The 14,419-nt window shown below is 62.4% G+C and carries 9 protein-coding genes; 1 reads left to right on the forward strand and 8 read right to left on the reverse strand.

The window, feature by feature from the left end; genetic code table 11:
• A partial coding sequence (locus tag IPV10_RS16165) for a PD40 domain-containing protein (RefSeq protein WP_207485585.1) occupies positions 1 to 644 on the forward strand: 644 nt, incomplete at its 5' end.
• 362 nt (positions 645 to 1,006) lie between these two features.
• On the opposite strand, the gene IPV10_RS16170 is transcribed toward IPV10_RS16165, so the two are convergent.
• The 8 genes from IPV10_RS16170 to IPV10_RS16205 all read right to left on the reverse strand — a co-directional run.
• A complete protein-coding gene (locus tag IPV10_RS16170; RefSeq protein ID WP_207485587.1) occupies positions 1,007 to 2,374 on the reverse strand; it encodes a hypothetical protein in 1,368 nt (455 codons plus the stop codon).
• Positions 2,371 to 4,410, reverse strand: a complete 2,040-nt coding sequence (locus IPV10_RS16175) for a DUF3732 domain-containing protein (protein WP_207485589.1) — start codon at positions 4,408 to 4,410, stop codon at positions 2,371 to 2,373. Before IPV10_RS16175 ends, IPV10_RS16170 begins: the two co-directional genes overlap by 4 nt.
• Positions 4,407 to 4,907, reverse strand: coding sequence for a three component ABC system middle component (locus tag IPV10_RS16180; RefSeq protein WP_207485591.1), 501 nt, complete (start codon positions 4,905 to 4,907; stop codon positions 4,407 to 4,409). Before IPV10_RS16180 ends, IPV10_RS16175 begins: the two co-directional genes overlap by 4 nt.
• Positions 4,904 to 6,133 carry an ABC-three component system protein gene (locus IPV10_RS16185; RefSeq protein WP_207485593.1) on the reverse strand — a complete coding sequence of 410 codons (1,230 nt, stop codon included), beginning with the start codon at positions 6,131 to 6,133 and terminating at the stop codon, positions 4,904 to 4,906. Before IPV10_RS16185 ends, IPV10_RS16180 begins: the two co-directional genes overlap by 4 nt.
• A gap of 213 nt (positions 6,134 to 6,346) precedes the next feature.
• The gene (mobF, locus tag IPV10_RS16190; RefSeq protein WP_207485601.1) at positions 6,347 to 9,892 is read right to left on the reverse strand and encodes a MobF family relaxase; all 3,546 of its coding nucleotides are present in this window, start codon (positions 9,890 to 9,892) and stop codon (positions 6,347 to 6,349) included.
• A gap of 168 nt (positions 9,893 to 10,060) precedes the next feature.
• On the reverse strand, positions 10,061 to 11,362 hold the full coding sequence (locus IPV10_RS16195) for a hypothetical protein (RefSeq protein WP_207485595.1): 1,302 nt from the start codon (positions 11,360 to 11,362) through the stop codon (positions 10,061 to 10,063).
• Between the two features lie 3 nt (positions 11,363 to 11,365).
• On the reverse strand, positions 11,366 to 13,492 hold the full coding sequence (gene brxL / locus IPV10_RS16200; RefSeq protein WP_207485597.1) for a BREX system Lon protease-like protein BrxL: 2,127 nt from the start codon (positions 13,490 to 13,492) through the stop codon (positions 11,366 to 11,368).
• A partial coding sequence (locus IPV10_RS16205) for a PglZ domain-containing protein (protein WP_207485599.1) occupies positions 13,492 to 14,419 on the reverse strand: 928 nt, incomplete at its 5' end. The genes IPV10_RS16205 and brxL, both read right to left, overlap by 1 nt.

Below are 14,419 nucleotides of genomic sequence, written 5' to 3' on the forward strand. Positions count from 1 at the left end.
ATCCCGACGGCGTGCATGTCTTCCTCTCGGCGGATGACGGGCACGTCCATCGCGTGCGGCTCGCCGGCGGAGCGCCAGTGCGTGTCACGAACGACGACGGGCGCCTGCACTTCCTGCACGGAGTGAGCCCTGACGGAACGACGCTGGCGTACGTCGGACTGGAGGTCGCCGAGGACGGCTCCTGGTCGCCGCCGAACCTGTTCACGATCCCCGCCTCGGGCGGCGAGGACACGCAGCTCACCGACGACGGCTTCCCCGATGACGGCCCGGAGTATTCACCGGACGGCGCATGGATCTACTTCAACTCCGAGCGCGCACGCACCGCCCCCGGTCACGCGCAGCTGTTCCGGATGCGGACGGACGGGACGGATGCCGAGCAGCTGACCTCCGACGAGAGGGTGAACTGGTTCCCGCACCTCTCCCCCGACGGCGTACGGATCGCCTACGTGAGCTTCCCGCCGGGGACGGAGGGACACCCGGCGGATCGTGATGTGATCCTGCGTCTTTGCGCGGCCGACCGCAGCGGCATCCGCGATCTCCGTCGCCTGCGCGGCGGGCAGGGCACCATGAACGTCCCGAGCTGGTCTCCCGACGGGTCGCGGATCGCGTTCGTCGAGTATCCGATCGCCGGAGGCGGGCGGTAGCTGCGGGCGCGTGAATATGACGGGAGGCCCGGATCCGCAGAAACCTGCAGATCCGGGCCTCCCGTCAGTCCTCGCGGGCCCTGGGCTGGGTCAGTGATTCAGAAGTCCCAGTTCTAGTCGTGGGCCGCGTGATTCCGCGGATTCTTGGGGGCTGCCACGGGGCCGTGCCCTCTGCGTGCCACTCCTAGAAATTGGGTACCTTCGCCAGCTGCGGCGGGACCGTGACACGCTTCGATTCTACCTTCACCGCGACAGCAGGAAACGGGCTTCTGGATCGTGTGAGCCCAGGCGAACCAACTTCTCGATCGACCGCCGTTCGAGCGCTTCACTGCGCGATCAATCACGCGGCCTTCGCCTCTCCTTCAGCTGGCCGAGCCGCCGACCTGAGCCTCGATCCACTTCCACGCCATCTGAAAGGTCGCGGATTCAATTCTCTGGCCATTCCGAACCAAGAAGGCCTTCAATCGCTGTCGCGCACCGATCCTCGCGGAAGTGGGGGCACCCGGGTCCGCAAGCTCGCGAGCGTCGTTTTCGAGGGCAGTTCCGGCGTCCGCGCCCAGCTCGCGCACCAGCTTGATGAGCTGTTCGGCAGGGACGCCAAGTGTGACAGCTCCGTTCAGGTTCTGAGCTACGACTCCTTCGACGTGCTGAAAGATCTGCTGCTGGATCATCACTGACGGTAGGGTTCCAGGGCCTGTAGCGAGCTGCATAGTCATTGAGCTGGACGCGAACGGCGAGGCAGGCACAAGAAGTTGTACGAGACTCTCGATCTCATTCGATGCCACCGAGTCGAGATCATCAACAAGCTCCGACTCAATCTGCTGTTGAATGGCAAGCATCCTCCGATCGCGCTCATGTTTGGTGTCGAGGAGGACGCGGCGGGCCTCCTTCCCATATCGTGCTACGAGATTGATCGCCTTCATCCGGTCCATGCCCAGTCCCTGCAACATGGCTTCCGCGGCACCCGGCTGATCGAGCAACCCCAGGAACCGCGCGAACTCCTCAAGCTCGGTTCCGACCGACTCAGTCGTCATTCCCTGTTCACCATAGAACTCGATGACGCGACCGCTCGGCGTCTTGTAGCCACCTTGACGAACGGTCCGATGCTTCACGGATCCCGACCAATCATGGAACATGCCGAGCAGCTTGGTCAGCTCCTCCTCATAGAGACGCCCAGCGGGCACGTATATTCGGAACAAGAGGTTACTCTGAGTGTCCTCGACGAACGAGGCTGCGAGAACTGATGCCTCTGCATTCCGCTTGTAGGTCGAAATTGTCAGCTCATTTTTGGCCAATAGGTCAAGGACATGCTCACGAATATTGCTTTCCAGTGTCCCGAAGAACTCTCTGGCTGCCTGATCATTCCAGGTGTAGCCATCCCAGTCCTCGCTAGGCACATCGTCAGACGTCGTCAGCTCAAGATCGACATCACCAACGACGGCCTCATGGGCAACGATGAGGTACGGTTTCCGGGCGAGCTCCTCGAATAGCGCCGTCGCAACGGCCGCATAAGGTTCCTTGCAAACGCGCTCAAAATCGTTAGCCGTGAGCTTCACGATTACGCCAAGAAGGTCCGACCGCCTAAGAAGGCTGACTATAGTCCACCAATTCTCTGGCAAGGATGACAGTTTCTTGGATTTGTACTCGTTACCTGCCGTCGTGATCTTAGTAGCAACCGACTCCGTTAATACGGATCCGATCGCCAAGTAGAAGCCCGATGTCATTGTCATGCGCCCTTTGTGTCATCGTCGCCGGTGCGACCAGACGGCGACGATGACTGCTCATCCGTAGCGGCAGCCGGAAGAGCGAGCTGCGACTGTCGGTCCGCCGCGTACCAATCGCCCGGGATAAGCGCGCTGCCATCGCGCCACGTTTCGATGATCGATGCCTGGAACCACTCGTCAGCGAAGTCCGCGTGGTCGAAGGCGATGATCTGCAACTGTCCGTCAAGACGAGTGACCGCGTCGAACATCATCCAGTAGAGCTTGCGCGTGTTGTCCCGATCGGTATCGGACAGCTCGGTGAGGTCTCCCCCATTCTCCCGGTCCCGGGGGAAGAATGCTTGACTGGGCTGGTCCAAGACGATGAATCTGGGAACGGGCCGGTTCGCCTCGATGAAGTAGTCCTGTAGCGCCAAGTAGGCGGTGAGGTGATAGCCGACCCAGCTCATGCCGCTACCGATAGCACCGGCATCCATGTAGGCAGGGCCTTGGAGCGTGTCGGCTACGACCGTGAGGCGGTACGGATCTATTCGCACGCCGTGCTCAGAGTGTTCAAGGGGGAACGACTGCGCGAGCGCGGTCATTCGTCGCCCGACGATATTAAGGAGGGACTCCATCGCCGAGCGAAGAGCCTCCGGATTCAGCTCTTCCGCGAGTTTCTCGGCCTTGTCTTCGAGGGCTTCGACCGCCCGTTCCAGCGCTGTGATGGTGTCATCGCTTTCCAGCGTGGTCGTTTCAAGATACTGGGCGACGCGGCCCCGAACGAAGCTCTGCTGATCCCAGGTGCGCTGCGCAGTCGCCCGAATATCATCGGTTCGGGCCAGCTCTTCCAGCGATGTGTCGATATCGGTCAAGTCGGCGCGCACTCGGCTTCGGACCTGAAGTAGTTCGGTGCGCGCCGTGGTGATACGCGGCTGGTCCCGCTGTGCTAGCTCAATGCGGCGCGCCACACGGCCGAGACTGTGCTTGATGGCGTCATGGGTGCTGGCGTCAGTCAGGGCTGTCTGGCAGACCGGGCAGGTGGCGTCCACATCAGTCGAGTCCGGGATGAGACCGATGGAGGCAAGACGAACGCGGTGCTCGTTGAGTTCCGCGCTGTACTCTGTCCCGACCCGGGCGAACTCGTCAAGTCCGCGGAGCTTGTCGTTGATGTCGCGGAGAGCACCGCGTAGTTCGACACGGCGCGCAATGAGAATTTCTGTTTCCGCATCATGATCGACGTCGTCTACGTGTGCCGACGGCTCCACCCGCTCAAGGACCGCAGAAAGGAGATCGATGGCCTCACCTGAGTCGGTAGGTGTCGTGTCAACCGGGAGCAGTCCGCTGGCCCGTGCATCGGCGATGAGTCCCGCTGCACGTCCCACGCCCAACTCACGCGTCGTGCGAGCCTCAGCGAGCCGCGTTTCTTGGCGTCGGATGTCACGCCGGAGCTCAGCGAGCTGTTCGCGCTTACGAAGGGCATCAGGTCCCTGAGCACCGAGAAAGTAGGGAAATGTGTCTCGGATTGCTTGCTTCTGGTAGTCGCGGTTCTGGTGGTGGAAGAGGAGCTCAGGGTTAGCGACTTCTCCCTGGCCCTGGAAGTTGTAATACAGCGAGTGTCGGAAGTTCGCGGCGAGTGACCGGCGGGTACGTCCCTCTGCGGGAACGTGGAGGTTCTCCTCGATCCCGATCAGGCCGCCGAGGTATTCGACGAGGTCCGCAGCATTGGCATTGACCGCGAGAGTCGCAAGCACGGGAACCTGACTCTCGCCGATCGTGAGCATTGCCTGCGATGTCGTAACTCCATGTGCCGGTGCCGGGCGTCCGATGAAGAACCGCGTGTCGCCGACGTGCGCGAGCAGGCCGTACCAGGCCACGGTGTCCTGGATCGGACCGAGCGGGACGTGTGGGCTGTCACCGCCCAACAGGAACCGGAGGATGCCGATGATGCTGCTCTTACCCGTTCCAGACTCGCCGGAGATGATGTTGAGCTGCCCCGGTCTGAACCGAATCTGACGGGTGTGTCCGTCAGCGTTGTAAAGGATGAGCGCATCGAGTTGCATCATGGCTTGACTCCCCAATGAGCGAGTGTGGTGGATTCGTCTGCGTCGGATGCTCCGATCCAGCGCCCGAGAAATTCGGCCGCTTTCACGCAATCCGTCCAGTCGCTCGTGGGGAACAGTGTGCGTGGGCGACGACCGAGGTTTCCTGCTGAGATCGACCCGGGCGACCCGATGAGCACGGTGTGCTGCAGTCCGTAGCCGATCGCCGCTCCAGTGAAGGCTCGGAAGGTGCGGACCCGATCAGCAAAGTCCATAAGAATGACCGGGTTGTTTCGAAGCCACGACCACATCAATGACCCGGTCGTGCCCGGCAGAGCGTCGCGGGTAGGCTTGTGGAGCGCACTGGGCAGTATGAGAAACGCGAATGTGACCGGCATCGCTGCCTCCGCTTTCGCTTCATATGCCGCGCATGCCTTGTTGAGCAAGAGCGCGCAGAAGGCCGGATTGAAGAGTGCGCTGGTCTCGGAGTCTGCTACTGGATTCGGCATGGTGATGCTCATGCAACCTCCTGCGTTTCGGCAGCCCCTTGCACCTCGGCAAGGCGATGCTTCAGGAGGTCAAGCCAATCTGGATGCCAACCGATCTGGAGCCGATCGGCAAGTATATGTAGCGACCCGAGCGGAATGTAACCAGACCGAACCTCCGCACGGATCTCTGGCAGAGCGCGCTCCTGGATCCGCGCATATGTCGTTCGCGCGAACTTCCGCTTGTCGTCATCACTGATCGCGTCGTCAACATCCGCCTCCTCCAACGGAAGAAATGCACGCTTCCACTCCTCCATCAACCGCCGGTCGTAGGCGTCGATCTCGCCCATCGCAAGCAACTGTTCGCGTTGCCACCTGGACCGCTGGAGGAAGGCCCGATTGTGGTCGTACACCGCCTGCCGGATGCGCTCATGGTGCAGCAGGATCAGCTGAAGCTGCTCGACAAAGACTCTGTCATCTCCGGCAACCTCATCGGAGGTCGGCTCCGGTTCGTTGTCGTAGTCGAGTGGCAAGTTGTCATCCCGGAGCGACTGGGCAATCAGGTGCAGCTGATCTTCAATCTCGCGGATATCGATCCAGTCCTTCTCGCCCCGGGCGACCTTGGTGAGATGCTCCATCGTTCGCCCGTGCCACCACCCGCGCAAACGCTCCACAAGCGGTCGGCGACGCTGCTGCACTGTTGCCTTGCGAACGGTGGCGACAAGTTGCTCGGTGATCTGCTCACCCGCACCTACGGCTCCAAGAACAACGACGCGACCCAGCAGATCTGTTCGCTGAGTCTCGTTGAGTGCGAGATACCGATCGTAAAACTCAGCGGACGCCGCATTCCCTGCAGCGCGGGCAACGACGTCGAGCTTCTCTCGGGCAGCGACCACGTCATCGCTGCTACGCACGGGGCCGAGCAAGCCCGCTGCCGTATCGACCTGCGCGATTGCTGTGGTGTAAAGGAAGCATGCGGACCGCTCGTCCGATGTCTCGATCCAGTTATGCAGCGTTTTCCATAGATCCGGGCTCGCATCTCCGAGAGAGCCGCGTCGACCGACGTGGTGCTTCGTCTGCCACAACTCCTGCGGCTGCCCTACTGCTTCGAACGTGATGTCGTCCACAGTCTCAAGCGATAGTCGGAGACTCTCATCGGTATCCATCCGTTGGAGAGCGATGAGCAATGCGTACTCGACCTGGGCGAGGTAACCGAGCGCGGAGCCTGCAGCACTAAACCGATTGCCGTGGTCGATGCTCATACAACATCACCTTAGCGGGCGCGTGCAAGATCCAGACGTGACCGGCTCCGTCCATGTCCGTCGGCGTATACGCGGATTACGGCAAAGCAGACGCTGATCACCAAATCCGATCATCGCCAACAAGTGTCACGGCGCCGGGGTGTGTTGGCTCCGAGCCACCCCTCTACCAGGGCTGTCCTCGCATGTCAGATCGACGCCCTACAGAGTTGTAGCTCATAGCGAGCGAACCACCGAGTCGCGCCTTCCCGTGTCACTGTGCGGTTGCTCATCGTCCTTGGCATTTCTGGTGCGCAGGATCTCGTTCAGAGCGACTTCCGCGCGGGCGTGGTCTATCAGCTGGGCCGTGGTCTTCGGTTGAGCACCGAGTGCGCCTGATGCGCTTACTGCGTAGCGATCACGATAGGCGGCGACGGTGCGCGCGGATAGATGCCACTTCTCTTGTCGCGCGGCACCCGCGGGAGGGCCATCGAGCTGCACCGCCCAGCTGGCGTTGTCCGCAATGGCCTCGTCAAGCACGGCATCGGCCCGCTGCTCGATGAGATCGCGGCGTTCGTCGAGCGCTTGGCGCATGTCGTCGGACATTTGTCCGGCTGCTTCAGGAACAAGGCCCGCGATGAGGCGCGGCTTCTTGCGCGTTCGTCCCGATCCACCGGGCCGCAGAGTTGCCGCGGCGACTCGGTGGTGAAGCACGGCCGCGATGTCGTCGGCGTCGTCGAAACCGCGCGCCTGAACGAGGCGCGGCAACAGGGTCTCAATGTCGTGGTGGTTCGCTTCAGCGCGGCGCAACTCAGCCGTGAGCGGACCGAAGGCATCGGAGGCGATCGCTTCGTCGGCCGCCTCCGGAGCGAGCCCCGACGCTCGGACAAGCGATGCCCACCGGTCGCGCTGCGCGGCTGCGGCGATGGTCTCGTACTCTGCTGCAAGCTGTGCGATCGAACCCCAGGTCTCCTGCTCGACGGCGATGGTTTCGTGAGCAGAAAGTTCAGCCCCGGTGTGCTGGAGAACGCCGTAGAGCACGGTGCGCCCGGTGGCCTCACTGTTGCCACCCGGGTGGGGACCGTCGTGAGATGGGTCGGGCTTGTCGACGGCGACGTACGCAACGTTCCCGTCTCTGCCGCGAGTCATCGCGACGTAGAGGTTCTCCCGGGTCGTGGCAGCATCGACGAGGACATGGGCGGTGTCCGTCGTGATGCCCTGCGCTCGGTATGACGTGACGGCGTAGCCCAGTTCGAGATGCTCGCCAACGTAGTGGGCTGGCAGCAGCACCTTGCCACCCCTGGCATGCCCGGAGCGTTGGAGAAGAACTGAGCCGTCGGTGCGGACATCGACGACGTTCCAGCGGTCGCCGTTGCGAACCCAGCCGCGCCCGGCGCGGAGGCGACGGTCATTCTTGCGGGTGATCACCACATCGCCTGTCGCGGCGCGCGTCCCGTCGTGCAGCTCGGCTTCGCGCGGCCCGCGAACGGTGCCGTCGAGAATGAGGTCAGTGCGGGCACGGTCGTTGAGTGCGGTCACGGACTCGTTGGAGTCGGAGACCAGCACCGTCGAGCGCCCGTTCAGCATGTCAACACGCCAGGCCGCGTAGGCCGAGTCGATCATCGCGTTGGTGTCGCCGTCGCGGATGCGCTCGTGTGCGTCGTAACTGTCGATCGCGTCGGTGCAGCCGTGCCGGAGATCGAGGGATGCTGTCTTCTCCCAGGGGTGCGTGAAGCGGTGTACGTCGACGAGTTCGGCAGCATCGTCGCGATCGTGAGCGAGGAGGCCGAACGCACCGCCCGCATCGACGGACTGGAGCTGGGCGTAGTCCCCGACAAGCAGTACCTTCGCGCCAGTCTCCGCTGCGAGCTGGGTGATCCTGTCGAGCGAGAGTGTTCCGGCGAGGGATGCTTCGTCGACGATGACGAGCTGTCCAGCATGAAGGGTCTCCCCCGTCGCGATGTGGTTCTGCCACCATTTAGCCGTGTTCTCAGTCGCGATCCCGAGGTCATCGGCGAGCACCTGCGCCGCGCCCGCAGACGGCGCCAGTCCAACGACCGAGCCTCTGCCGTGTTCAGCCTCCCACGCGCGGCGCAGCACGCTCATGGCTGTGGTCTTTCCCGCACCAGCGGGTCCGACGAGGACGTCGACGACGCGACCGGAGATCGCGATCGCCGTCAGAGCAGCTGCCTGATCCTCCCCCAGCAGTCGGCCTTCACCATCCCGTTTGCGAACCATGCGCTCGATGGTGCCGAGCGCGATTGACGGACCGGTCGTTGCACGGGCCCGATCGAGAAGCCGATCCTCAGCGTCCAGCAGCTCGGTCGACGAGAAGGCTGTGGAGTGCTTCGGTCGAAACACCGATGACTCGTCGCTCCGGCGGAAGACAGCAGGACCGGATGCCAGTTCGGGAGGCGTAAGCCGCAGAGACAACGTCTCGGCGGCATCCACGACCAACCCGATGATCGCCTCGCGGTCGAGCGTGCTGGCGAAGCGATACATCATCGTTTGGCGGGCCGCCTCGGCGGTCAGATTCCAGCGACGCCAAGTCGAGCGCTTCTCGCCCACCGCCGCCACGACACTCCGGCCGAGAGAGCGGACGACATCGAGCGGAACATCGTCAGCACACAACAGCTGCGGCGCCTCGTTCGCAGTGACCGTGCGCGCCCAGCCTGTGGCGTCCACTCCGAGCACGATGCTTGCGCGGCGACTCCAGTCAGCGGTGAGGTCCGCGAGCGAGTGGACCTCCTTCGCGGGCCGGGTTGTGAGCGTTGCTTGCGCGCGGATCTTGATGATCGTTGCGGACGAGGGCTGCCTGCCGCGCCGCTCGATGTATTCCCCGATGAGACGGTCCTTCTCGTCGTCGATGTGACGTGAGCGCGATGAGAACTCCGACACGAGCCTCTCGGGGACTCGGGAGATTGCCCATGCGGCGTTTCGGTCTCGGCCACGATCGCGGGATTCCCATTCGACGCCGAGCAAACGCGTCAGGTGGTCGGCGAACGCCGCTTCGTGGAACTCGGAGAGGGCTACGGTCGCGGCATGGAGCGGCCTGCCGTCCAGGCTTCGCCATTTGTTGTCGAGCACCGTCTGAACCTTGTTACTGATGACGACGTGCGTGTGCAGGTGCGGATCGCCCGCCCGGGAGTCGTAGTGGTCATAGGCGGTCGCGAGGAGTCCGCGCACGTCGACCTGAGCGACAGCGCCGTCGCCGGGGGTTGCACCGGTGCGCGTCGCCGCAACCTCTCGCTCCATGAACGCAATGACCTCTGCAACCGCGGCGTGATGAGCATCGGCGATCAGGGATTGTGTACCCGCGTCGGCGACCGCCCACAGCACCGACGCCGACTTCGGAATCGAGAAGGTGAAGTCGTACCCTGCAACCGCTCGGCGTGTCCCACGCGCAGATTCCTCAGCCTCGATTGCGGCGACGGCACGGCCCCGCTCGCCAGCGCCCAGGCCGATGTCGAGCGCCGATGCACGCTCGTCGACGCGTTGGGCCGCCGTTCGGTAGGCCGGGTAGGCGCGGCCAAGTGGATCACCAGTGAGCGGGTCTCGGCCCATACCGATCAGCAACTGCAGCTGCGCTTCACTGACCTCGTCGCCTTCGCGCAGTTGCCCGCCGCCGAGGACCGACAAGCCGCTGCCCATCCACCGGCCGGGCGGCGTCCCGTCTGCGTTGTAGTACCTCGTCAACGGGGTGGATAGGGCCCGGTCGCCGTCGCCAACGGCGACCGTGCGCAGCAGATACTTGTAGCCGTCGCCCGCAGACATCACGCGCATCGACACTGTCACGCCGCTCACCGCCCCTCCGTTACGGAAGAGGTGGACGAGCGCTATCAATTGCGTTGGGTGCCAGGACCTACGCAGGTGCCACCTCGATCTGCAAGACGCGTGGAAGCCTGATGATGACGGAAACCCGCGACAAACTCCACGCCATGATCGGTGACGCTAGAAGGGCCAGACTCTCGGTTCGTCGAGTTCATCCGGCACATTCACGGCCGACGCACGTGGATGAAACTGCAGGAGTTGTCTGACCGTCCGAACCGCGAGGTAGGACTCGCAGACGAGACGCCTCTGCTCACTCCAGTTCAACTGGTCATATTCGTTCTCCCGGATCGAGTGCGCAGACTTGGACCGCTTGGTTCGGATCTCCTTCAAGATCGCTTTCGCCGATGGCACCAGCTCTTCGGGATCATGCGTGACTGTCCGCTCCATCCATTCGATGAGCATGCTCATGGTTCCTCGAGGGGCACGAAACAGGTTTCCGTCAGAATCAGATCTTTCGTCGGTCGTCGCTACTCGCGCGCGCTCAAAGAACTTGACGTTGAGTGGCTCGATGAGGAGCTTGTTCAGTTGCTCAACGAAGGTCGACAGTTCGCGCATCGTCGGCCGAATCAGATAGCCGTAGTCCGTCGGCCGATCGGAGCCATCATGAACGACCTTGAACAGGGGTGGGTAGTCGATCGCAAAGCAGATGTCGTTGACCAGCCGTATTTCCATGAGGATTGCCGTGTAGGGGCTGACGCGCTCGGGAAATTCGCCGAGGAGATGCGGTCGTACCCAGTCAGGGTGAAGAACCCAGTTCTGATCCTCATGTTCAAAGGACCGCCAGTAGGACTGTTCGGCTGGCGTGAGGTCATGCAAGTACCGAAGAGGGACACCGACGACGATCTCGTCGTTCTCTGTATCCTGGTGGAAGCCGATGCTGAATGTGGTGAGGTACGTGTCGAGCGGCGTTCCTTCCTGCCCTCGGATCTCACCACCAATGTCAAGCGTGTAGTCGTAGCGTGGATCGTCTCGATATTTGGCAAGCACGGCGGCATGGAAGAAGACAGACTCCAGTTGCGCCCGACCTAGTGCCAGTGCGGCCGAGTACGGCGCGCCTACGTATCGGTCGCCCGCCGCCGCAGCAACGAGTGCTCGTTGCCTGGGGTAGAGGATCGCGCGTGAGGCTCCACCACGACGTTCAACTTCAGCGATGTTCTCGCGAGCGGATTGCGGCGCAAACCCAAGGATGAACGGGTTGACCATCTCGTGACCAAAGTTCGCGTAGATGTCCCCGTCAACGATCAGCGCCCTGATTGCCTCCTCGACCATGCGAGAGTCGGTCGTGTTCATGTCGAAAAGCTCGCTTACGCCGCTTCCGTTGAAGTCGGCGGAATTGAGGTAGGCCGATGTGACGCGCTGCAGAAGGTCTCTCTTCAGTTCGTCAAGCGGCACCGCGTCCGCCGATCCCTCTTCTTCAACCATCAATCAGGCCTCGCGGATGTACGTCACGCCAAAGGCCTTGACCTGGCGGAACTCCTGGCGCGTCGTTCCGAAGTCGAACCAACCGCCGTCGGCCTTCTGGAAGATGTCGAGTCCGCGTCCGAGGTTGATCCGCCAACCCGTGTCGGTGCGGATCCATCGATCGTGACCGCCGGGGTCCTTGCCGACGTCGACCTTGATGCCCTGCTGCGCCGCGCCGTTCACGATCTGGCTGAGCATCTGAAGCTGGCGCTGCTGGTACTCCATGTCGTCTTCGAGCAGGGTGAAGAGCTTGAACGTGACTTCGTCCGCGGGGTCCTTGGCCGCGGCGATCAGAGCCAGCAACTCTACGAGGTTGCGTCCCTGGTGAGGCTGGCGGATGTACGGATCGTGGAACTCGATCTCGGTCGCGCCTTGCAAGTAGGGCAACAGCAGGTTCTCGTAGGAGATGCCTCGCTGGTTCTCCATGAAGTCGCGCTGTCCTTGGAACAGCTCCGCCTGCACCGGCTCGGGTGCAATCGGACGGTCGGCTGCGGACGCAGGAGCTTCTGCTGCGTGCTCGACACCGGGAGCAACTGCTCGGCCGCGATAGTAATGCGACGGGTACTCGTCCTCTTCCAGGGTCGTGACGGCGGTCCGGCCCGCGGTGAGCGAGTTGTACACGAACTTCACGTCGACCATCGTGTCGTCGATCCGCAGGATCTGGTCCTTGACGCGTTTGCGGCCCTCGATCGCGAACCGCAGGATCTCCTCGATCTCTTCAGGCGTTGCCTGCTCGTGCGGGTAGAGCAACTTCATGAGACCGGAGAAGGTCTTGTGGATGCCATCGCGATCACGAGTCGAGATGTCCGAGCCGAGCGTGAAGTACTGCTGGTACCTATCGGAGTAGTCGAGGTTGCGCATCGACTTGAGTACCTCGGCGATGTAGTCGACGACGAACCCGTAGCCGTCCGAGAACATCTCGCTGCGGATCGTGTCGACTTCCCATCCCGGGATGTAGAAGTGCAGCCGATCGAGGAACGCCGAGTCGTGGTAGCTCTCTGGCAGCTCGTCGAACAGGTCGGAGTGCTTCAGCATGTACGGCACAGTGTGCGACGTGTTACCGACGAACACCATGGACGCCTCGGCACCGAGCGTCTCAACGCCCCGAGAGAATGACTTGTTCGCCATGTAGTTCTTCATGATGTCGACGAGCGCCTTGTCGGTGCGCTTCTTTTTGCCCGCGAACTCGTCGAAGGCCACCACGTCCCAGTACCCGACAAGGCCGAGGCGACCATTGGCGTTGTTGACGAACAGCTTGGGTACTGTGACCTCGCCGCCGGAGATCAGCATGCCGTGTGGCGAGAACTCCGAGTAGATGTGCGACTTGCCGGTGCCCTTCGGACCGAGCTCAACGAGGTTGTAGTTCCGCTCGACGAACGGGATCAGACGGATGAGCTGCAGCAGCTTGGCGCGTCGCCCGAACATCTCGGGGTTGAAGCCGATCGACTGGATGAGCAAGTCGATCCACTCGTCGGTGGTGAACTTCGCACGGGACTCGAGGTAACCCTGGTAGTCGAAGTTCGACATCTGGATCGGCTTCAGGCTCCCCAGAATCCACGGCACGACACGGGCATCTTCGTTGTGGAAGTACTCGATGTCGCAGAGGCACCACACCCCACCAACCAAGAGCTTCTGATTCGCGTTGACGGTACTCGCCTCGACGATCACACCGCTGATGCCGAGGTTCGCGAACGACGCCTGGTAGACGTCGTCCTTCTCGTTCAGCGTGACGCTGACCTTGTCGATGATTCGGAAGCGGCCCTTCTCGCGGATCTTCGACTTGACCAGTTCTGACTCGTTGCGGTGCACGTAGTGCTGGGCGAGGATGCCCCGCACTTTGTCGATGCCTGCCTGGATCGTCGCTTCGTCGTCGGATGCCGCGTATTGGCCGAGCAGGTATTCCAGCACGTACGACGGCACGATCGCGTTGCCCTTGACAGCCTTGACGAGATCCTTGCGAACAACGGCGCCAGCGAAATGCTCGTTGATCTTCCGGTCGAGTTCGCTCTCCGTGGGGGTCTCCTGTGTGGCCTCGCTATCGACAGCGTCCGCGAGAGGCGGGGCTGCGGTGAGGTCGATGTCGTCGCTCATCAGAAATCCCATCCGTCGTCACTCGCGAAGGCGCGCTTTACCGTGTAGGGCACACCCCGATACTTCTTCCACTGGTCGGTGCCTTCGATCGGTTCCGACAGCCGGAACTCAATGCTCTGGTTGTTCGCGCTGTCGGCGTCCTTGCTCAGCAGCAGTGTCACGCTTTGGAAGCGATCTCGTCCCTCAGCGCTGTCCGAGTCGAAGGTCATCTCTTGCTCATTCGAGATCAGTTGGTCCCCGAAGTAGAGTCCAGCGCGCAGCCGCCGCGCGGGCCGGTTCGGCTCCACCTTGGTCGACTGGTACAGCTTCACCACGACCTGCCCGGTCGTGATCTTGTCGGACTCTGGGTGGATCTCGACGTTGACAGGCTCGACCGTGTCGCTGCGCCCCTTGTTGATTGAGATCACGGGCACAACGATTTCCTGCAGCGACGCTCCGCCGTGCACGAACTGGAACCCGGCACCGGGCTGCACGATGCGCTGGATCGAGTTCGGGATCTGCACCTCGAGGTCGCTCGAGAGGCCGATCTGCTCCGGCTGGAATGCCCGGAATGCGGGATCCTGCTTCAAACCCCGACCGAGGACGTAGCGTCGTTTTTCGGCCACGATCTTCTCGCCCTGCGGCTTCACGGTGAGGTTGAATTGCGGCGCCAGCTTCGATCTTTGATACAGGAAGCCGTGGTCTGCCGTCACGAAGATATTCGTCGCGTTCGCGCTCGCGAGCTTCTTGATGATGTCGAGCAGCTCGCGGATCGCGTCCGCCGCGGCGGTGAATGTGCGGTGCTCTGACACTGCCTTGTCGCCGGTGGCGTCGATCGTGTCGTGGTAGACGTACAGCACCTGGTGCGATGCGTACAGGTCTCGGCGATCGCCCGGCTTCATCTCGATGAAGGTCTTAGCTTGGATCGCTGCTCCACCAACAGAGCCG

Source organism: Microbacterium sp. SD291 (assembly GCF_017355365.1).
Lineage (GTDB): Bacteria > Actinomycetota > Actinomycetes > Actinomycetales > Microbacteriaceae > Microbacterium.

What these genes read in the sequence shown, in the direction of transcription:
- IPV10_RS16180 (WP_207485591.1), bottom strand. Translation starts at nt 4,907, where the DNA reads ATGAGCATCACCATGCCGAATCCAGTAGCAGACTCCGAGACCAGCGCA.
- IPV10_RS16195 (WP_207485595.1), bottom strand. Translation starts at nt 11,362, where the DNA reads ATGGTTGAAGAAGAGGGATCGGCGGACGCGGTGCCGCTTGACGAACTG.
- brxL (WP_207485597.1), bottom strand. Translation starts at nt 13,492, where the DNA reads ATGAGCGACGACATCGACCTCACCGCAGCCCCGCCTCTCGCGGACGCT.
- IPV10_RS16185 (WP_207485593.1), bottom strand. Translation starts at nt 6,133, where the DNA reads ATGAGCATCGACCACGGCAATCGGTTTAGTGCTGCAGGCTCCGCGCTC.
- IPV10_RS16170 (WP_207485587.1), bottom strand. Translation starts at nt 2,374, where the DNA reads ATGACAATGACATCGGGCTTCTACTTGGCGATCGGATCCGTATTAACG.
- IPV10_RS16175 (WP_207485589.1), bottom strand. Translation starts at nt 4,410, where the DNA reads ATGATGCAACTCGATGCGCTCATCCTTTACAACGCTGACGGACACACC.
- mobF (WP_207485601.1), bottom strand. Translation starts at nt 9,892, where the DNA reads ATGCGCGTGATGTCTGCGGGCGACGGCTACAAGTATCTGCTGCGCACG.